This is a genomic window from Gordonia ajococcus (assembly GCF_012974285.1).
Lineage (GTDB): Bacteria > Actinomycetota > Actinomycetes > Mycobacteriales > Mycobacteriaceae > Gordonia > Gordonia amicalis.
Map to the genome: position 1 here is coordinate 2,495,117 of NZ_CP052884.1, position 20,791 is coordinate 2,515,907.

16 protein-coding genes are annotated in these 20,791 nt (G+C 66.7%); 9 read left to right on the plus strand and 7 right to left on the minus strand.

Going from position 1 to position 20,791, the window contains the following annotated elements; all coding sequences use genetic code 11:
• Positions 1–2 precede the first annotated feature (2 nt).
• A complete protein-coding gene (locus GAA2_RS11375) occupies positions 3–476 on the plus strand; it encodes a MarR family winged helix-turn-helix transcriptional regulator (RefSeq protein WP_159404996.1) in 474 nt (157 codons plus the stop codon).
• A 59-nt stretch (positions 477–535) separates the two neighbouring features.
• Here GAA2_RS11375 and GAA2_RS11380 read toward each other — a convergent pair whose 3' ends face one another.
• The 4 genes from GAA2_RS11380 to GAA2_RS11395 form a co-directional block, all read right to left on the minus strand.
• Positions 536–4,000 (minus strand): serine/threonine-protein kinase, encoded by a 3,465-nt coding sequence (locus GAA2_RS11380; protein ID WP_191834955.1) that lies wholly within the window; start codon positions 3,998–4,000, stop codon positions 536–538.
• Positions 4,001–4,161: 161 nt separating this feature from the next.
• Positions 4,162–5,175 (minus strand): NAD(P)H-dependent flavin oxidoreductase, encoded by a 1,014-nt coding sequence (locus tag GAA2_RS11385; protein WP_191834956.1) that lies wholly within the window; start codon positions 5,173–5,175, stop codon positions 4,162–4,164.
• 18 nt (positions 5,176–5,193) lie between these two features.
• Entirely contained in the window at positions 5,194–6,660 is a 1,467-nt protein-coding gene (locus tag GAA2_RS11390) for a sugar porter family MFS transporter (protein WP_040004628.1), read from the minus strand.
• Between the two features lie 177 nt (positions 6,661–6,837).
• Positions 6,838–9,234 carry an EAL domain-containing protein gene (locus tag GAA2_RS11395; RefSeq protein ID WP_247603076.1) on the minus strand — a complete coding sequence of 799 codons (2,397 nt, stop codon included), beginning with the start codon at positions 9,232–9,234 and terminating at the stop codon, positions 6,838–6,840.
• Between the two features lie 319 nt (positions 9,235–9,553).
• Between GAA2_RS11395 and GAA2_RS11400 the strand changes: the two genes are divergently transcribed.
• The 3 genes from GAA2_RS11400 (at position 9,554) to GAA2_RS11410 (ending at position 12,618) form a co-directional block, all read left to right on the plus strand.
• The gene (locus GAA2_RS11400) at positions 9,554–10,717 is read left to right on the plus strand and encodes a beta-ketoacyl synthase N-terminal-like domain-containing protein (RefSeq protein ID WP_040004610.1); all 1,164 of its coding nucleotides are present in this window, start codon (positions 9,554–9,556) and stop codon (positions 10,715–10,717) included.
• A 94-nt stretch (positions 10,718–10,811) separates the two neighbouring features.
• Entirely contained in the window at positions 10,812–11,702 is an 891-nt protein-coding gene (locus GAA2_RS11405) for a hypothetical protein (RefSeq protein ID WP_006435640.1), read from the plus strand.
• A 49-nt stretch (positions 11,703–11,751) separates the two neighbouring features.
• Positions 11,752–12,618, plus strand: a complete 867-nt coding sequence (locus tag GAA2_RS11410; protein WP_040004630.1) for an LLM class F420-dependent oxidoreductase — start codon at positions 11,752–11,754, stop codon at positions 12,616–12,618.
• A 17-nt stretch (positions 12,619–12,635) separates the two neighbouring features.
• Here the strand turns inward: GAA2_RS11410 and GAA2_RS11415 are convergent, their stop codons facing one another.
• The 3 genes from GAA2_RS11415 to GAA2_RS11425 form a co-directional block, all read right to left on the minus strand.
• Positions 12,636–13,835: an IS30 family transposase gene (locus GAA2_RS11415; protein ID WP_157228367.1), complete on the minus strand. Its 1,200-nt coding sequence runs from the start codon at positions 13,833–13,835 to the stop codon at positions 12,636–12,638.
• A gap of 358 nt (positions 13,836–14,193) precedes the next feature.
• A complete protein-coding gene (locus GAA2_RS11420; RefSeq protein WP_040005017.1) occupies positions 14,194–15,786 on the minus strand; it encodes an ABC transporter permease in 1,593 nt (530 codons plus the stop codon).
• A gap of 2 nt (positions 15,787–15,788) precedes the next feature.
• A complete protein-coding gene (locus tag GAA2_RS11425; protein WP_006438232.1) occupies positions 15,789–16,706 on the minus strand; it encodes an ABC transporter ATP-binding protein in 918 nt (305 codons plus the stop codon).
• A gap of 138 nt (positions 16,707–16,844) precedes the next feature.
• On the opposite strand from GAA2_RS11425, the gene GAA2_RS11430 reads away from it, so the two are divergent.
• From GAA2_RS11430 to GAA2_RS11450, 5 genes are all read left to right on the plus strand, one after another.
• Positions 16,845–17,441 carry a sulfite oxidase-like oxidoreductase gene (locus GAA2_RS11430; protein WP_040005005.1) on the plus strand — a complete coding sequence of 199 codons (597 nt, stop codon included), beginning with the start codon at positions 16,845–16,847 and terminating at the stop codon, positions 17,439–17,441.
• On the plus strand, positions 17,438–18,154 hold the full coding sequence (locus GAA2_RS11435; RefSeq protein ID WP_040005007.1) for a ferredoxin reductase: 717 nt from the start codon (positions 17,438–17,440) through the stop codon (positions 18,152–18,154). The genes GAA2_RS11430 and GAA2_RS11435 overlap by 4 nt, the downstream gene beginning before the upstream one ends.
• Positions 18,155–18,220: 66 nt before the next feature.
• Complete coding sequence (locus GAA2_RS11440) at positions 18,221–18,697, plus strand: glutathione peroxidase (protein ID WP_006438235.1); 477 nt, start codon at positions 18,221–18,223, stop codon at positions 18,695–18,697.
• A 25-nt stretch (positions 18,698–18,722) separates the two neighbouring features.
• Positions 18,723–19,631, plus strand: a complete 909-nt coding sequence (locus tag GAA2_RS11445) for a DUF1295 domain-containing protein (protein ID WP_006438236.1) — start codon at positions 18,723–18,725, stop codon at positions 19,629–19,631.
• On the plus strand, positions 19,628–20,782 hold the full coding sequence (locus tag GAA2_RS11450) for an FAD-dependent oxidoreductase (protein WP_040005008.1): 1,155 nt from the start codon (positions 19,628–19,630) through the stop codon (positions 20,780–20,782). Before GAA2_RS11445 ends, GAA2_RS11450 begins: the two co-directional genes overlap by 4 nt.
• Positions 20,783–20,791: the final 9 nt, after the last annotated feature.

Consider the following 20,791-nt stretch of genomic DNA (forward strand, 5'->3'; position numbering starts at 1 on the left):
GAATGTCCGGTGAGCAGGAGCCCAGATGGCTCGACGACGAGGAGATGGACGCCTGGATTCAGGTGGCCACGGCGCTGGCTCGGCTCCCCCATGCGCTCGACGCTCAACTGCTCCGGGAAGCGCAGCTCACCCACTTCGAATACGAGGTCCTCTCCGCGTTGTCCGAAGCGCCCGACCGTACGTTGCGGATGAGTGAGCTCGCCGAGATGTCCTATGGTTCCCTGTCGCGTCTCTCCCATGTCGTGGGTCGGCTGGAGAAACGAGAATGGGTGCGCCGCCATCAGTGCCCGGAGGACGGTCGCTTCACGAATGCGGTTCTGACTGAAGCGGGTTGGGAGAAGGTCGTGGCTACTGCGCCCGGTTATGTCGCCAATGTGCGCCGGCTCGTCGTCGACCGCCTGACCCGTGCGCAGTTGCGTCAGGTGTCAGCGATCGGGCGACGCGTCAACGACAGCGACGAACCCGGCAGGCGCTGACGGTCGTCCACTGCTCGCGGTCAACTGCTGTGTGCCGACGACACCGGGCAACTCGATCCTCACTCCGTGAGGGGCGACATGTGCAGTCTGTCCAGGAACGGGACGACCACCGGGTCCACGTCCCCGCGAGCGGTCGTGCCCAGTCTTCGGACGATGTGTTGCACACCGGATCCCGCATCGAGCACGGGTTGCACGAGACCCAGACGGGCACAGCGATCGAGGATCGGGAGAAGCAGTTCCTCCGCCTCGGCGAGGGACCCGCTCGCGGCCAGGCATTCGGCCAGGAGCAGCCGGGCGTCGAGCTCCGCTCTCGGCCGGGTCGTCGCGTCGATCGACCCGGCCAGGGCGCGTGCCCGTCGGCACGCGGCGTTCCGGGTGTCGGTGGTACCGACGGCCAGGAGTGCGCGGATGGCTGCCTCCTCGGTCTTTTCGGCGGTGACCTGAACGATTCCGTCCGGAAGGTCGTGCGGCATCTCGGCCGGGAACGAATCAGCGGACAGCGCTGACGCACCGATACCCGAACGGATGCGTTCGGCCGTGATGTGGGCGGCCAACCGCGGGAGATTCAGCGCCTGTGCCAGCCGTTCGCCCTCGTCCAGCCGCTCGGCGGCCTGGTCATCTTGCCCGAGAGCGTGTTTCGCGCGTGCGCCGACGACATAGGTGGCGAGCATGATCTCGACGATGCCCCCCTCGGCGCCGAGGTTGTAGGTGTCGTCGAGGAGCCGCTGGGCCTCGTCCACATTCCCGCGTTCGTACAGCAACTCCCCGAGGAGCGCGCCACTGAGCCGGGAGCCGTAGGAGCGGTCCTCGTCGGAGGCACGAGCGAGTCCCATCGCGTGCCGGAACGATGCCTCGGCGGCGTCGAAGTCCAGTTGTTCCCGCGCCGCCACGCCGTCGAGGATGTATCCGTAGATGACGCTGAACGGTCCTTTCGTCCTGCGGTGGTGCGGACGTGCCCAGCGCTGCCATTCCCGGGCCTCGTCGTAGGCGAACCGTTGGATCTCGCGGAACGATGCGACGGCGGCGACGCCGGACAGAACCCACGGACGCAGGCGCTCGGCGCGCACCATGCAGGCCCCGACGGCCTCGTCGACGCCCTCGAGTTGATCGTCGAGAACATTCATCGAGGCACGGATGAGTCCGGTCTCCGCGCGGATGTCGGCGACATCGCCATCGGGGCCGGCGCCGGCCGGGAGTGCGGCATCGATGGAGGCGAGCGCCGTGTTCGCCGGTGCCCGGTGGTGAAGAAGCGCGTGCGCCCAGGCGAGCGCCAGCTGGAGATCCGGTCGCTGCCTGCGCGTTGTCACCGGGAGCTTGGCGGCGAGGCCGAGCAGGGTGCTCATCTTGGACTGTTCGAGCAGGTCGTAGCCTTCGCGTTCGACCAGGTCGATCGCCTCGGACTCATCGCCGGCGGCGAGGAAATGGTCGACGGCCGGGCTGAACATGCGCCGCTCGGCGAACCACGCGGCTGCTCGCCGGTGGAGATCGTCGCACCTGTCGGACTCCTGCCGTTCGAGTCGACGACGCAGGAAGTGGGCGAACAGGTTGTGGTAGCGGAACCACTGTCCTTCGGGGTCGAGTCGGGTGAGGAACAGGTCACGTTCCTCGATGTCCTCGAGCATGCTCTGGGTGTGGCGTCGGCCCGTCAACGCGGCCGCCAGCGACGCACAGATCCGTTCGCTGACCGAGGTCGCCAGGAGGAAGTCGAGGAGGTCCGGGTCGAGGCTGTCGAGGACGTTCTCGGCGAGGTACTCCCCCAGTTCGCGGTGGTTCGCCGAGAACTGACGGATCGCCGCGCGGGGATCGTCGTGCTCGCGCAGCGCCAGGGACGCCAGCTGCAGGGCGGCCACCCAGCCGTCGGTGGTCTCCTCGAGCTCGGCGACATCGGTGTCGTCGATCGGCAGCCCGGTTCCCCCGGTGAGTAGCTCGCGAGACTCGTCGATGTCGAAACGCAGTGCGGCGGCGTCGATTTCGATGAGTTCGTTCTTCACTCGAAGACTGCTGAGCGGCAGATATCGGCGTGTGCGGATGGTGACGACGAGCTGGATGTGGTGGCAGCCGTTGTCGATCAGGAACTGCGCGATCGCCCGGCTCGCCGGGTTGGTGATCCGATGCCAGTCGTCGAGGACGATGCGGATGTGCTCGTCGGTCGTGTGGGCGCGATTGATCAGCGTGGTCAGCACGTAGCGCTCGGCGCCTTCGCCGTACTCCTCCAAGGTGCGGGTGAGCTCATTCCCCAGGCCGGGAAACGTCACGCTGATCGCGTCGACGAGGTGCGACAGAAACCATGCGGGTGTGTTGTCGTCCTCGTCGATCGCCAACCACGCCGTCTTTCCGCCGGTGGTCTCGGCTGCCTGGACGTACTGGGCGGCCAGCACGGTCTTCCCGTATCCCGCGGGTCCGTGGATCAGGATCAGCCGTGCCCGATTGCCGGTGGTCAGCCGCGCGAGCAACCGGGTGCGTGGAACCGTGGCGTGGGCCAGGACCGGCGGCCGGTACTTGGCGGTGATGACGGGCGGACGCCCCGAATCCGATCCGTCGGCGCGGGTGTCGAGGTGTGGGTACTCCGAGGTGTCCGTGGACGAGTCGGACTCGGTCAGCGCGGGACCGTCGATGTCGGCGAACAGCGGTACCGGCACCTCGGGTACGGGATATCCGAGTTCGAGGCCCGCCTGCCGCAGGGCTTCACCGAACTCGCGTGCCGTCGCATAGCGGTCTGCGGGTGTGGGGGCCATCGCCCGCGCGATGACCGTCCACAGGGGCTCCGGTATGCCTTGCGCTCGGAGGTCCGGAATCGGTTCGGTGGTGATCCGCAACAGCTGGGCGACCAGGTCCTCGTTCTTGCGACGCCCGTACGCCGGTCGGCCGGCCAGCGCCGCGAACAGTACGGCGCCGAGCCCGTACACGTCGGAGAGCACCGATGGTGACTCACCGCGCAGCACTTCCGGCGCGGTGTAGGCCGGTGTGCCGAGGACCAGTCCGCGGGTGGTGTCGTCGCGATCGGCGAGCCGGGCGATGCCGAAGTCGGTCAGCTGTGGTTGGCCGTACTCGGTGAGAAGGATGTTCGAGGGTTTCAGATCTCGATGCAGAACGCTGGCCCGATGGGAGGTCTCCAGGGCGCCGGCGATCTTGATCCCGAGGTCGAGGACCTCGTCGACCTCGCAAGGCCCTCGGCGACGGAGCCGCGTGTCCAGCGAGCCGCGGGCGTGGAAGGGCATGACGATGTACGGGAATCCCGATCGCGTCACGCCGGCCTCGAGAATGTGGACGATGTTGGGGTGACCCGACAGACGGCCCATCGCCTGCTGTTCGCGAAGGAACCGGAGGCGATCGGTCTCGTCGCGGCCGGCCCGCAGCACCTTGACCGCCACCTCACGGTCGAGCGCAGGTTGGAGACAGCGGTAGACGACCCCGAACCCGCCACGCCCCGCGATCCGAGCGTTGGTGAAGCCCGCCGCGCTCAGATCATCCGCGATCTCCCGGGACGGGGGATCGGTTGGTCGCGTGACTGTCCGACGGGCCATCGCAGGTCCTAGAGATCGGCTCGTGTCGTCATCGATCGCGGCTGGTCGGGCGAACTCCGAATGTCTGGTTCGGCCGACAGACGCACCGCAGGCTCATTCATGGCGTCCCCTCGTCGTCTCAGAGTCTAGGCGCCGGGGCGCGGCGATTGCCGCGGCATGGGTCAGCCGAGACGGCGGATCGTGTCGGCCGCGCACTCGACGGCGGCGTCGCGGAATCCGCTCCCGGCCCAGAGGTTGATGCCGTCGGGGTCGGTGGCGGCGGCGCGTCGGATGCCACCGGTGAGCTTGTTGACCGCCGGATACTCGGCCACCGCGGCGTCGGAGAACTCGTCGGTGAAGCGGTTGCGCAGCGCCCGTGCGGGGCGTCCGCTGAATGCGCGGGTCACCACCGTTTCGGTGCGCGCCGGATCGGCCAGCGCGTCCGCGTGCGCCGGCTTGGTTCCGGCTTCGTGGGTGCGCAGCAGCACGGTGCCGACCTGCACCGCGACCGGACCGAGGGATCGCACCTCGCCGGCTCGATCACGGGTCGACACACCGCCCGCCGCCACGAGAGGAAGATCGACGCGTGCAATCACCGCCCGGACGAGGTCGTCCAGCGGTTGGGTGGGCGGTTCGGTCCGACGGTCGAACACCGACCGATGACCGCCGGCGTCGGGTCCCTGCACACACAGCCAGTCGGCGCCGGCCTCGGCGGCCCTGCTCGCGTCGTCCTCGGTGGTGACGGTGACGCCCACGTTGCAGCCATGGCGTCGCAGTTCGCCGACGGTGTCGGCCGATGGGCAACCGAAAGCGAACGAGACGAAGGGAATTCGTTCGTCGCACATCAGCGCGATCTTGGCGTCGAACCGATCGTCGTCGTCGCCGAGTTCCTCGATGGCGGGCAGTTCCACGCCGAGAGAGGCGGCGTAGTCGAGGAGGCGATCGCGGTAGCGTGCCACGGCGTCCCGATTCACCGGTTCGGCCTCGGGGACGAAGATGTTCACCCCGAAGGTGTCGGTGCCCCCGTCGCGGACGGCGGCGATGTCCGACGCGAGGCGCTCGGGAGTCAGGTATCCCGCGGCCAGCTGGCCCAGTCCCCCGGCCATGCTCGCGGCGATGACCAGTTCGGGGGTCGTCGGACCGCCGGCCATCGGTGCCGCGACGACCGGCACGTCGAGGTCGCGCAGATCAGCCATGGACCGGTACTCCTCCGCTCATGCCTGTTCGGGGGCTCGGGCGGCGGTGATCCGGGACAGCCTGGATTCCGCGACCGAGTCCATGTCCTCGAGTTCCAGACCCTTCGTCTCCTCGACCTTCTTGAACACGTAGACGAACGATGCCGCGGCACAGAAGGCGAAGAAGCCGTAGATGATTCCGAGTCCCACGGCCTCGGTCATCGGCGGGAACAGCATCGAAATCGTGAAGTTGGCGATCCAGTTCACCGCGGTGCACACGCCGAGAGCGACACCTCGGATCCGATTGGGGAACATCTCCCCCAGCATCACCCACATGACCGGTCCCCAGGTGGCGGCGAAGGCGACGACGAACAGGTTTGCGCCGATCAGCGCGATCACACCCCACGGGTCGGGAAGCGTGACGTTCTCGCCCTCACCGATCTGCTGGGTGAACGCGACACACGCCATGAGCAACCCGATGCACATCCCCACGGATCCGCCCAGGAGGAGTTTCCGACGTCCGATGCGGTCGACGAACAGGATCGCCACGAACGTCATGGCCACGTTGATGACCGCCGTGATCACCGATGTCTTGAACGAATCGCTCTCGGAGAATCCCACCGACTGCCACAGCGTCGTCGAATAGTAGAAGATCGCGTTGATGCCGACGAACTGCTGGAACACCGCGAGCCAGATGCCGACCCACACCAGCGGGTGAAGTCCGAACGACGGGCCGGTGATGTCCTTGATCGACGACTTGGACTCACGCTTGACGGTGAGCTTGATCTCCTTCACCCGATCGAGCGGGTTGTTCTCTCCGGTCACCTCCTGGAGAATGCGGGCTGCTTCCTCATCGCGGTTGCGGCCCACCAGATATCGCGGTGACTCGGGGATCATCAGAGCGAGGACGCCGTAGACGAGGGCGGGTACGACACCCACGAGGAACATCCATCGCCAGGCCTCCAGACCCCACCAGAGGTCGTTCGACGCACTGCCGGCCGTGTCGGCGAGAACGGCATCCGACAGCAAGGCGGCGAAGATGCCCATGGTGATGGCCAGTTGCTGCATCGATGCGAGTGCGCCGCGATAACGAGCGGGCGCGATCTCGGAGATGTAGGCCGGGGCGATGACCGAGGCGATACCGATGCCGATGCCGCCGAGCACGCGCCAGAGCAGCAGGTCCGGAATCGTCTGCGTGTACGCGGTGCCGATCGCCGAGATGGTGAACAATGCCGAACCGAGCAGCATCACCCGTTTGCGGCCCCACACATCGGCCAGTCGCCCGGCGAACCATGCGCCGAGGGCGCAACCGAGCAGTGCGATCGCGACGGCGAAACCCGTCATGAGCTTGCCGAGACCGAAATTCGATTCGATCGAGTCGACGGCGCCGTTGACCACGGAACTGTCGAAGCCGAAGAGGAATCCGCCGACGGCCGCGGCGACGGTGACGCCGATGACCTTCGCCGTGTGTTGTTCGGCGATCTCGCGTTGTTGCGCGTCGGCCATCACATGACCCCACTCGCCGGTGTGTCGCAGCACGAATCCTGGGACATGTCCGTGACCTCGCTGTCCGGTTGCATGGCCGTCGTTTTCGACGGTTTCGCGCCCAATCTACTCGCGGAGCGAGACCACGCGGCGCACATCCGAACACGCGTCGGTCTCGATCTGGTCTGGACCGAAAGGTCAGGAGTCGTCCCGTACCTCCTGGGGGGCCGAGCTCGCCGCGCCCTCGGTCACGATCTCGGCGAGCGGTTTCGGCCGTCCGTAGTGGTAGCCCTGTGCGAGGTCGCACCGGACGGCGGCGATTGTGGCGGCCTGCTCGGCGGTCTCGACGCCCTCGGCGATCACCCGGACGCCCATCGCGTGCGCGACGTCGACGATGCCCGCGAGGATCGTGCGGGCGCTCGGGCGTTCCTCGAGGGCGTCGACAAACGCCCTGGCCGCCTTGAGGATGCTGACCGGCAGTCGATACAGCTCACTCAGTGAGGAAGCGCCCGTCCCGAAGTCGTCGAGGGAGATGTGGATGCCGAGTGCCCGGATCTCACGCAGCAGGTTGAGCAGGCCGCCGTCGAGCGGTGCGAGCGCGCTCTCGGTTATCTCCAAGCAGAGTGATCGCGGGTTCATGCCGGTCTGCTCGCAGGTCGCCGTGAGTCGGTGGAGGAATTCGCCGTTGGTGAGTTCACGCCGGGAGGCGTTGATGCACAACATGATCTGTGCCAGCTCGGGCGTCGCTGCCACCTCGGCGCAGGCCGTTGCCAAGACGTGCGCGCCGACCTTGTCGATGAGCGTGGATTGCTCTGCGAGAGGGATGAACTCGGCCGGCGGGATCGAACCGAGGTCGGGGTGATTCCACCGCAGGAGTGCTTCGAGCGCGACAAGCGTTCCACTGTCGGTGGAGACGATCGGCTGGTAGTGGATCTCCAACTGGGAGCGGTCGGTGTCCAGGGCGCGGCGCAGTTCCTCTTCGATCCGCTGGCGGCGCTGGAGTTCTTCCCGGTGCTGCGTCCGAAACTGGACGTACGGTTCTCGAGATGCCTTGCGTGCCTGGTACAGAGCGATATCGGCATCGCGAAGGAGATCCGTGGGGGTGTACCGTTCGCCCGCCGCAACGGTGGCCACGCCGATGCTCACCCGCACCGTCAGCGGTTCGCTGCGGATGCTCACCCTTACGGGAGGTCTGATCGCGGCGCGCACCGACTCGATCTGTCGATCGATCTCGGCGGTCGTGTTCTCTTTGGTGTGGGTGGCGACCAGGACGAATTCGTCGCCCCCGATCCGCCCGACCGCACCCTCCGGGGGCGTCGCCGCCGCGAGCCGCTGGGCGACGGCGTGGAGCACCTCGTCGCCGACGGCATGACCGAGCGAATCGTTGACGAGTTTGAAGTTGTCGAGGTCGATGTAATAGATCGCCACGCAACCGGAGTCGTGTTCGGCCAGGGCATCCATGTGTGCCTCGAGCTCCTTGAGGATCCCGGCCCGGTTGTACAGCTGGGTGAGTGGATCGTGGACCGCGTCCCACGCCAGCCGGGTCCGCTCGCGATAGCGCTCGGTGATATCGGCGAAGGACACCAGTGCGACCGCGTCGGAGGTGTCGTCGTCGATCGGCCGGCAGCTGCACGACAGCCATCGCTCGCCGCCCGGCGTGTTGATCGTCGCGGTCGCATCGGTGATCGCCACCCCGGTCCTCAGACAACGGACGACCGGCGATTCGCCGTCGACGAAGTCGAGCGGCAGATCGTGGACGAGCGACCCGGGCGCGCTCTGTGGACCGAGCATGGTCGCGGCGGCCGGATTCGCCAGTTCGATTCTGCCGTCCTCTCGCACCACGATGACTGCCTGGTGCAGGGCGGCCAGGATGGTACCCAGGCGTTCGATCAGCGGTCTGCGAGTGGCTTCGGCGACGATCAGGAAGCCATCGTCCATCGACGTCACCGAGATGTGGGCCAGGAAGGTTCGATCGTTGTCGGCACGGCGGTGGAGCTGGTCCACCGTCCCACCCAGTGCCATCGCCGCCTTGATGTCGAGGGTGCCGCCGATGACCGAATCGAGTTCACGACCCAGGGCTTTGTCGGCGGTGATTCCGTACATCTGCTCGGCGGCGGGGTTCCACGACCGCACGGTCATGTTCCGGTCAACGGCGATCACGGCGTTGCTGACGTGATCGAGCAACGCCGCCTGCCGCCGTAGAGCCACCTCGATCGCCTTCTGGGCGGTGATGTCGCGCAAGATCACCTGATAGGCGGGCTTGTCGTGCCACACCGTGCGTACCGAGGTGACCTCCATCGGACGTGACACCCCGTGGGCGTCGACCATCACGACTTCCTCCGGATACGTCGACGCTCCGGCCTCCTCGCCCATGCTGACGATTCGCTCGATCATGTGCGGGAGTTCGTCAGGATGGACGAAGTCGGTGATCGGACGGCCGAGCATCTGACCCCGATCGGTCACACGAGCGAAGTCGAGCGCCGCGGAGTTCACATAGACGATGACACCGTCCTGGTGTACGGCGATCGCGTCCGGACTGAGTTCGAGGAGGAGTCGGTAGCGTTCCGCCACCGCCGCGTCGCTGGATCGGGTCATCGGCTCGGCGTGCGGCGCGACGAGATCACTGTGGCCACCGTCCGTCGGCATCGATTCCGGCACTGCGTCAGTCCTCCCCCCTACCCTGCTCCGAGCCCCCGATGTTCATATTCCCCCACACAGGGGACAAATGGAGCGCGAAAACGACGGCAGAGTCGTGCCAAAGTCAGATTCGTCGCGACCGGGCCGTGAAATCTCGTCGCGACCGGCGCAGTGAGATGGGTCGAATGCCGCTTTCTGGAGGATTCTTGTGGTGGGGTTCGGCCCGATGACCTCGACAATCGCTGTCAATTCCAAATCACGAAAAGAGAGTGCACCAATGACAAACAATAGATCGACCATTTCCGGTGTGGGAGCCGTGACCGGCTACGGATGGGGCCGGGAGGCCCTGTGGAACGGCCTCGTCTCGGGCAAGTCCGCAGCCGCGTTGCACGAGGGTTTCGGATTCGGTTCCGACGATCACGGGGGTCCGGGCTGGATTGTGCGAGTACCGGAGGGCGGCGACCAGGCGGACGGGAACACCCGGTTCGCGCGCGCGATGCGAAGTGCTGCGCGGGAGGCGATCGAGGATGCGTCGGAACGCGGCTGGCGTCCGGGCTCTCGCGTCGGGCTGGTACACGCCTGTGTGCTCGGCGATCTCGACATGTACCCGATGGTCACCTCCGGTGTCGGGCAGTACAGGGGACGTCAGTACCTGTCCGTGACACCGTCCACGCCGGTCTCGCTCCTCATGCAGGAGTATGGCTTTCACGGTCCGGCCATGAACGTGTCGGCCATGTGCACCTCGGGGTCCGCGGCGATCGTGACCGCGAAGTCGTGGCTCGACTCCGATCTCGTCGACGACGTGCTCGTCGTCGCGACCGACCTGTCGGCGAAACCCGAGGTGGTCGGCATGTTCGTGCAGCTGGGCGTCGCCGTCACCGACACCGACGCACTCGACGCCTGCCGTCCGTTCCAGACCGGCAGCCGTGGTTTCACCTTCGGCGAGGCCGCCATCGCCTTCACGATGACCAACCGCGCGATCGACGGTTATGCAGATGTGTTGGGCGGGGCCATGTCCCACGACGCCTATCACGTCACCTCGGTCGATCCGGAACTGACCAACGTCGTGGGCTGCGTGGAACAGGCGCTGTCGGCAGCCGGCGTCGCGGGCGAGGAGATCCGATATCTCAACGCGCACGGTCCGGGTACCAGGCAGTGTGATCGCGCCGAGGCGACGATCGCGGAGACGATGCTGCCCAACAGCGAGGTCTTCTCCGTCAAACCACTTGCCGGGCATTGCCAGGGAGCAGCGGGTGCGGTCGAGCTCGCCGCGTCGCTGCTCGGCTACGACCGCGGCGAGATCCCGGCGACGCCGAGGGTGTCCGAAGGTATCCCGCAACTGCTCGACGGCCTGTCCCCTCTCGATGCGGGACCCACCGTGAAGACCTCGCTGGGGATGGGTGGCCACAACGCGGCGCTGGTGATCGCGCCCCAGCGCTGACCGGAATCACGCCGACGCGGCGTGAAGTGACCCTTTTCCATACGTATTCGGCGAGATCCAAGCGGAAACCCCAGCGAAGACTCACAATTCAGAGATGCCCAACGTGCCGGAGAACTCGGCGACCGACCGACCCGCCACGGAGCACGGACCGAGGCCGGGTGCGCGTGGTGTTCTGACCGCGCTGTTGGACTCCCCCTTCGCCGGTATGTCGCCGTGGATCCTGATGGCACTGGTGACGGGACCGGGCCGCTTCGAGGAGGCAGCGGCGTCGGCCTTCGCGCTCTCGTTGTTGCTGGTCGTGGGGACCCATCGCCGCGGGAGCAGCTTCAAACTGCTCGAATTGTTCGACGTGGCCTACTTCGGGACGATGGCCGCACTGGCTCTTTTCGCCTCGGACCGTGTCATCGACTGGCTGGAAAAGTGGGGCGGCGAGATGACCAACGTCGCGTTGGTGGCCTTTGCCCTGGGCTCGATCCTCGTGCGGCAACCCTTCACCCTCCAGTACGCCCGCGAGACCACCGAGCCGGAGTACTGGACCAGTCCGCTGTTCCTGCGGATCAACTACGTCATCACCTGGGCGTGGGTCGGCGGTTTCGCCGTCGCAGCGATCTCGGGCGCCGTCGGGGACATCGTGTTGGACGACCCGAACAACTTCTGGACCGGCTGGATCATCCAGATCGGCGGCACGGTGTTCGCCATCGCGTTCACCGAGTTCTATCCCGATTACGCCACGTATCACGCCGCCGTCCGTGAGGGGTGGCCGACGGACGAGGAACCGCAGAGCATGTTCCATCTGTTCGAGTGGGTGCCCGGCTATGTCCTGGCGATCGGGATCGCCGGTCTGCTGACCGAAGAACTGAGCACAGCTGTCGGGATCGGCGTCATCGTCGTCGGGGCGGTCGGAATCAAGGTCTTCCGTCAGCTGACCGCTGCGTTCGACACCCGGCTGGCCCAGACGGTGCCGGGAACGTCGAAAGAGGCATGAACCCGGTACTCGCGCCCCGCCGCCGAGGACCGTCGGTAGTGTCGTGACCATGAATCTCGACGGGGTAGGAATCTGGAGTTCGCCACTACGATACGGAGACGCCGGGGAGGCCGCGGAAGCCGCTGCCGAACTCGACGAGTTGGGCTTCACCGCCCTCTGGATTCCCGACGTCGGCGGTCCGGTTCTCGATTCGGTGCGCAACCTGCTCGGTGCCACCGAGAAGGCGGTGGTCGCGACCGGAATCCTCAACATGTGGATGCACGAACCCGCCGATGTCGCGACCGCGCACGCGAGTTTCGCCGATGAGTTCGGTCCGCGCTTTCTGCTCGGCCTGGGTATCAGCCACGCTCCACTCATCGACGCGCAGGAAGCCGGTCGCTACCAGAAGCCGCTCGCCACCACCCGCGCATTCCTCGACAGACTCGACGCCGCGCCGCAGCCGGTCCCGGCGGACAGTCGGGTCCTCGCGGCACTCGGACCGAAAATGCTCGGTCTCGCGGCGGACCGGACACTCGGAGCCCACCCGTACCTGGTCACGCCCGAACACACTGCCACCGCTCGCGAGACACTCGGCGACCGACCGCTGCTCGCCCCCGAGCAGACCGCGATCTTCGCCGCGGACCGCGACGAGGCGCGCGCGGTCGGCACCAAGTGGCTCACGGGTTATCTCGCGATGCCCAACTACGCCAACAACCTTCGTCGTCTCGGCTTCACCGACGAGGACCTCACCACGGTCAGCGACCGGTTGTTCGACGCACTGATCGTCTGGGGCGACGAGTCGGCGATCCTGTCGCGCATCGACGAACACCGCTCCGCCGGCGCCGATCACGTGTGCGTCCAGGTACTCCAGAAGGACCACCGCGGCTTCCCGCGCGAACAGTGGCGCCGGCTCGCGGCGGCTCTCCGACAGAACTGATCGCGAACCGGGCGCGTTCAATCGGTCGATGCAACACCGGGTTGTTGTACCGAGTGTAGTTGTTCGCCAAAGACTTCGGCGGGGGTCTTCCAGTTGAGGACTTTTCTAGGACGGCTGTTGAGGGTGTAGGCGATAGCCTCGAGGTCCTCAGCTGACCACCGCGACAGATCAGTTCCCTTAGGAAAATATTGACGCAGAACACCATTGGTGTTCTCGTTCGACGGTCGCTGCCACGGTGAGTGCGGATCGGCGAAGAACACCTGCGTTCCGGTGTCCATCGCGAACTGGGCGTGAGCAGACAGTTCCTTGCCGCGATCCCACGTCAACGTTTTGCGCAACTGCTGCGGCAGCACGGCCATCGACGCTGTCAGTCCTGCATTCATCGCGATGGCACCGTAGCCACCGAGTGCGGGCCCGTTCTTCACAGGCGGCTGCTCACCCCAGCCCTTCTGGCGTGGCAGATGCACCAGAAGTGTTGCACGACTACGACGTTCAACGATAGTGCCGATCGCCGATCTCCCAGTTCCGATAATCAGATCACCCTCCCAGTGCCCGGGGACGGCACGGTCCTCGGCCTCGGCAGGGCGCTGACTGAACACGACGTCGGAGGTGACGTGACCCTGCGGCTTGTTGCGCGAGCGGGCCCGCGGCTCCCTCAGTGCACGTCCGGTGCGCAGGCACGCCACCAGCTCACGTTTGAGCGCGCCGCGGCCCTCGATGAACAGGGACTGGTAGATCGCCTCGTGACTGATACGCATGGATTCATCATCGGGGAAGTCGACCTTCAAACGCTGGGAGATCTGCTCTGGACTCCACGCCAGCGACCACCGCCGGTCGGCACGGTGCGGTTTGTTAAGCCCCTTCCACGGTGGTGGCGTGGGGCCCGCAGCGATCGTGCCATCGGGACGGCGGACAACGCCGGCCAGGCGGTGCTGTACGTACTCCCGCAACTCGACGTGGGCCACGAGCTTCGCTGTTTTTGGGCGCTTGGCGGCCTGCTGGGCTTTCCACTGCGCCACCAACGCCCGATACTCGAGCTTCCCGCTCCTGGTTGCGGCGTTGCGCCGTAGCTCACGCGAGATCGTGGCCGGACTGCGCCCGATCCGCCGTGCGATCTCACGCACCCCACGATCCTGGGCGCGTAGCAGCGCGATCTCTTCCCGTTCGGCGAACGATAGATAGCGGCCCGAAGGCTCATCCAGACTCAGCGGCCTCATGCCGCCAGCGTGGCGGAACCAGCGTGTACCCACCGGCACCGACACACCGATAGCGATCGATGCCTGCGCCGTGCTCACCCCCGTCGCGACCACCCGCCAAAACTCACGTTGCACCTGCCGCGACGGCTCCGGCCGCCCCGGCGATCGCATCGCCGGCCGAAGTGCACGATCAGCACGCCACTGCCGACGAACACCTACCGCCACATCGCTGGTCTTCCAACTCCAGTCCGCCGTAGCCACCGCGAACACCTCCATGATCATGGTGTTGCGACGACCAGTTGAATCCGCCCCGCGAACCGCGATCCGTATGACGTCGAGTCCGCGAACCGGGCTTGATGTCGTACGGATTCGGTCGACCTCAGGGAATGTCGCGCCGTCGGAATCCGGCGAAACCGATGGCCAGGAACCCGACGGTCACCATGCCGATCCACAGAAGGCCCCACCAGTTCGCGCCGGCGGCAACGACGTCGGGTACATGGTGGAACGGGCTGAAACCGAGTGCCCACCCGGGCAATTTGAAGCTCGGGCCGAGAATGGTCATCACGAAGGACACCAGCACGCCGAGCCAGATCGCCGGACGGGCGACCGGTCGGGCGCCGATCACGGCGACCGCGAATGCGATGACCGTCCAGGTCGCCGGGATCGTCGCAAGGGCTTGGAGCAGCGCGTCGCCGAAGGTGATACCGATGTCTGCGGTGGACGCGAAGATACCGACCACCACCCCGGCGATCAGCAGGAACGCCGCCGTGGCCAGCAGCGCGACAGCGACATTGGTGGCGATGTAGCGCACTCGGGCAACCGATGTCGCGAGCACCGCTTCGGCCCGGTCCTCGAGTTCCTCGGTACGCACGCGGTTGACGATCTGCACGCCCGCGACCGATGCGACGATCCCGACCAGACTGAGGATCGTCGTGACGAACGCGGAGATCAGATCGGCCGGGGACGCGGCGCCGGAGGCGAAGACCCCGGCCATCGCCGGATTCGCCTCCAGCAGGCCTTTCACCGACCTGGTGAAGTAGCCGAAGACAACGCCCAGACCGATGAACGCCACCGACCACGAGGCGATCGGGGCTCGGTTGAGGCGGACCGCGAGGTCCATCGGCGTTCTGCTCCGCCCCCGCGGCGGTCCGGGCCTGGACGGGACGAGTCCCTGGCCGAAATCACGTGAGACCTGAAGTGCGAAGCCGACTCCGGCGAGAACAACCGCGAGTGCGACTCCGAGTGCCAGCGGCCACCAGTGATCTCCGGTCGCCGGCCGCGTCTCCTGGACCCATCCGAGCGGGTTGGCCCACGTCGTCCAGGTCGGTGCGCTCACCGAATAGAGAAAGCCTCTCAGGACGAACAGCACGCCGAGCAGCGACACCGAGATCGTCGTCGCCGCACGGGCGTCGGCGCCCACCTGAGCGCTGACAACCGCGACGGCGGCGAACATCCAACCCGTGACGGTGAAGCCGGCGCCGAGCAACATCGACGACTCCCAGGCTCCGCCGCACAGTCCGGTGACCACTCCGGCCACGACACCGATGGCCAGTGAGCACAGCATCGCCATCACCAGCGCCGTCAGCAGGCGCGCCGACCGGCCGAGAACACCTGAAGCCAGCAATTCGGCCTGGCCGGAGTCCTCCTGCCCGCGACTGGCCTTGACGACGATGAAGATCGCGCCGAGCGCCGCGACGAACCCGCCGAGTGCGAGACTGCGCCAGGCGTTGAAGCCGTCGACAGTCGACAGGTCGTAGGCCGGGCCGAAGATCAAACCCAGCGCCGGGTTGGCCCCGACCGTGGCGGCGAAGGCCCGCCTTTCCACGAGGTCGGGAAACAGCCAGGGGTACACGAGGACCGACGACACCGACAACGCCGTGGGCAGCACGATCCACGGAGCGAACGTTCTCGCCTCGTGGTGCAGCGTCGCGGTCAGCAGCGGTCGCGTACCGGCGATCGAGGCGACGGCCATCATCACTTCTTCCCCGACTTCGAATCCTCGGACCCGTAGAGCCGGAGGAACAGGCTTTCCAGCGACGGCGGTTCGACGGTCAGCGACCGCAGTCCGCACGACGTCAACACCTCCATCGCCGCACCGATGCGGTCGGAATCGACTGTGGCACTGATCCATTGGCCGTCGATGTCGACTTCGTGCAGTTCACCGAGCCGATCCTCGGACGGGATGGTCTCGAGCTCGGCACGTACCGATGTGCGGGTGCGACCCCGTAGGTCCGACAGGGTCCCCGTCGCGACGATCACGCCGTCGCGAATGATGCTGAGACGATCGGCGAGGGTCTCGACCTCGGCAAGGATGTGGCTGGACAACAACACCGTGGTACCCCGGGACTTGGCCTCTTCGATCACCTCCTGGAAGACGTTCTCCATCAACGGATCCAGTCCCGACGTCGGCTCGTCCAGGATGAGCAGCTCCACCTCGGACGCGAGCGCGGCGACGATCGCCACCTTTTGCCGGTTGCCCTTCGAGTACTGGCGTCCGCGCTTGGTGGTGTCGAGTTCGAAACGCCGGACGAGATCGGCACGACGACCCTCGTCGAGTCCGCCGCGCATCGAACCGAGGAGATCGATCATCTCGCCGCCGGTCATCGACGGCCACAGGGCGACGTCACCGGGGACATAGGCCAGTCGTCGATGGAGTTCCACGACGTCGCGCCACGGATTGCCACCCAGTATCCGAACCTCACCCGCGTTGGTCCGCAACAATCCCAGCAGCACGCGGATCGTCGTCGACTTGCCTGCTCCGTTCGGCCCGAGGAATCCGTGGACCTCCCCCCGCCGGACCCGGAGGTCGAGACCGCGCAGTGCTTCGAAACGGCCGAACGACTTGCGTAGTCCTCGTGCGTCGATGACGAGATCGGGCGTGTCTACGGGCATGGCGTACCTCCGGGCTCGGTGAGTCGCCACGATCGTTCCATGGTGCCCGAAGCGCTGCCGGTGCAACGCGCCGAGAGGTCACACCAGCGTCTACGGCCACGCGGCCGACCCGACCGCTCGGGCGTAGACTCCGCGACCATGGCGATCATCAATCGAGGGTTCGTGGGCCGTCGCGACCGTGATGCTCGTCGGCTGCCGCCCGGTCAGTACACGACCCTGGACTTCCCGGTGTTGTCGGCCGAACCGACACCGTCTGTCCCCCTGGACAGATGGTCCCTCGCCATCCAGTCGGCTGAGCACCGGGCCACGACATTCACCTGGGAGCAGTTCCAGGCGCTGCGCCACGACGAGGTCACCACCGACATCCACTGCGTCACAAGGTGGTCGAAGTTCGCGACGCGCTGGCGTGGCGTCTCCTTCGACACGCTGATCGATGCGTTGCCCTTCGAACCCGCCCCGTACGTCATGGCGCACTGCTACGGCGGGTACACGACCAATGTCCCGCTCGCCGATCTGACCGGTGGACGAGGCTGGATTGCCGACACCTACGGCGGGGAACCGCTGGCACCCGAACACGGCGGTCCCGCCCGGCTCCTCGTCCCTCACCTGTACTTCTGGAAGAGCGCGAAATGGATTCGGCGCCTTCGATTCATGCCCGAGGACACGCCGGGATTCTGGGAGGAACGCGGATACCACATGTACGGCGACCCCTGGCGCGAGCAGCGGTACTCGTGACCGACTGGCTGCTGACGACGGTGACCTCCGTCGTCGACATCACCCCGACCGCACGCACACTGCGTCTCGCGCTCCCCGAGCCGATCCACGTGCTGCCCGGTCAGCACGTCGACATCCGGCTCACCGCCGAGGACGGCTACTCCACCGCCCGCACCTACTCTGTGTCGGACGCCCGGGAGAGCCGATCGCTCGAGGTCACCGTCGAGCGCCTCGAGGACGGTGAGGTGTCCCCTTACCTGGTCGACGTCGTCGAGGTCGGTGATCCTCTGGAGATCAGTGGACCGCATGGCTGGTATTTCACCTGGGCCTCCGGCGACGACCGGCCGGTGCAACTGATCGGCGGTGGATCCGGGGTCGCGCCGCTCATGTCGATGATCCGGAGCCGCGAGGTCGACGCACCGCTCACGCCCTTCTCCCTGGTGTACTCGGTGCGCAGTCCGGACCGCGTCTACTACCGCGACGAGATCCGGCAACTCATGGAGCACCATCGCCTGGATCTCCATCTCGTCCACACCCGTGACGCACCAGCCGGATCGGCGCGACCGGCCGGACGCCTCGACTCGGCGGAACTGGCCGCACTCACCATGGATCCGTCCCGGTCACCGACCGTGTACATCTGCGGGCCCAATCGGTTCGTCGAGGACTGTGCGAAGTGGATGGTCGACGCCGGCCACGACCCGACCCGTATCCGTACCGAACGATTCGGCGACTGATCCGCGGCACCTGCGGGTTCGGGCCAATGCGTTTCGTTGCGCGCGGACCGGAAGTAGCGTGGCGGCATGACTTCCGCGTACGACTTCACCGCGACCGGGATCGACGGCAACCCGGTCGACCTCTCGCAGTTCCGGGGCGACCCGCTGCTGATCGTGAACACCGCGTCGAAGTGCGGCTTCACACCTCAGTACCAAGGTCTCGAGACGCTTCATCGCGACTACCAGGAGCAGGGACTGCGTGTTCTGGGTTTCCCGTGCGACCAGTTCGCACATCAGGAACCCGGCGACGAAGAAGAGATCAAGAACTTCTGTTCGCTCACCTACGACGTCACCTTCCCGATGTTCGCCAAGGTCGACGTGAACGGGCGCGACGCCCATCCCCTCTTCGAGTGGTTACGTACCCAGAAGTCGGGAGTGTTCGGCGGACGGATCAAGTGGAACTTCACCAAGTTCCTGGTGAACCGCGACGGGGTCGTCGTCGAACGCTTCGCACCGGCCACCAAACCCGAGAAATTGGTCGGGCCCATCGAGAAGCAGCTGTGACCCGCCGACGATAGGACGAGATCTCGTGAGCCGGACAGCGTCGTTCGTGCGCGTGGTGCTCGCCTACCTGGTGGCGTTCGGTGTCGCCGCCGCATGGTTGTGGCTGGGTCCCGACACCGGCCACCTGTGGCTCGACACCCTCATCGCCGACCTCTGGGCGACGCTGGTGATCTTCGGTTTCAGTCGCCGGTACTCGAACTCGAGCATGTATGACGCCTACTGGAGCGTCATACCGCCCGCACTCCTGGTGTATTGGTGGGCCGCCGGCGATGTCGGCATCGACGCGGTGCACTGCTGGGTCATCGCTCTCGTCCTCGGAGTGTGGGCCGTTCGGCTCACCGCCAACTGGGCCGTCGGGTGGCCGGGTCTGGATCACGAGGACTGGCGCTACCGACTGCTCAAGCAGCGTGCCGGCCGTGCGGCCTTCGTCGTGGACCTGGTCGCCATCCACGTCATCCCCACCATTCAGGTGTTCCTCGGCATGGTCCCGGTGTATGTCGCAGTCACCCGACATGATTCGACGATCGGCTGGCTCACCGCACTGGCCGCGGTCGTCGGATCGGCCGCCGTCGCCCTCGAGTACGTCGCCGACACCCAGCTGCGTCGCTTCACCGCACACCGCACGCCTGGGTCGGTGCTGGACTCCGGCGTGTGGTCGTGGTCCCGGCACCCGAACTACTTCGGTGAGTTCGGTTTCTGGGTCGCGATGGCGTTGTTCGGGATCGCCGCCTCGCCCGCCGACTGGTGGTGGTTGCTCGTGGGTGTGGTGGTGATGCTGGCGATGTTCCTCGGTGCCAGCATTCCGATGATGGAGCAGCGCAGCCTGTCCCGACGTCCCGGCTATCCCGATGTCGTCGACCGGGTGTCCCGGTTCGTACCCCGCCCACCTCGCCGAACCCGTCCGCCGCATTCCGCCGACCGCATCCCCGGATGACTCGCCGCGTTGTGGTCGCCGGCCTCGGTGACACCGGCATCCTCACCGCCATCCATCTGTCCCGCCACGCGGACGTCGTCGGGATCTCGTCGAAGCCCGGACTGGTCAGCGGTCAGGAACTCGGGCTTCGCGTGAGTCGGCCCGACACCTGGGCCCGCGACTACCGGATTCCGTTCGAACGATTCCGGAAGCTCGACCGCGTCCGCACCGTCCACGGGTCGCTGACCGGAGCCGACCTCGCCGAACGAACCGTCACCGTACGCAGCGCCGACGGAACCGATGTCATCGAACCGTTCGACGCGCTGGTCATCGCCACCGGTGTCCGCAACGGCTTCTGGCGACGTCCCGGTCTCCAGTCCCCGACCGATGTCGACCGGGACCTGGCCGCTGCACACCGCCGTCTGGCGGTCGCGGATTCGATCGCGGTGATCGGAGGGGGTACCGCCGCGGTGAGCGCGGCGGCGAACCTGGCAGCGACCTGGCCGGGTAAACGGATCGATCTCTACCATCCCGGTGAGCGCGCACTGCCCCGCCACCATCGGCGGACCTGGCAGAACGTGTCGGCGCGGCTGCGCACACTCGGTGTGGGTGTGCACGGCGGACACCGCGCCCAGGTGCCCGCCGGCTTCGGCTGCGACGAGATCACCGGCGGATCCGTACGCTGGACCACCGGGCAGGACGCCGTGCACGCCGACGCGGTGCTGTGGGCGATCGGTCGGGTGACCCCGAATTCGGAGTGGTTGCCTCCGCAGATCCTCGATCCGGGCGGATTCGTCTACGTGACACCGCAGCTCCGGGTTCCGGGACATGAACTCGTCTATGCCGTCGGCGACATCGCCGCCACCGACGCCCTCCGTGGTTCGGCCCGTAACCGTGCCGACCGGCTTCTCGCCCACAACATCCGCGTCGACCTGGCGGGCCGGCCGGACCGGGCGCGGCGCTACGTGCCGCCCCGCCGACGGTGGGGATCGGTTCTCGGAGTGCAACGCGACGGTCTGCAGGTGTTCGCGCCGAACGGTCGCGCGTTCCGTTTCCCCGCCTGGTCGGTCGACACGGTGCTGCAACCGTGGATCGTCCGACGGGGGATCTACGGCGGGATTCGCGACGCGGGTTCGCCGGCCACCACCGATCGTCGGCGGCGTCGCACCTGAAAGGTCATC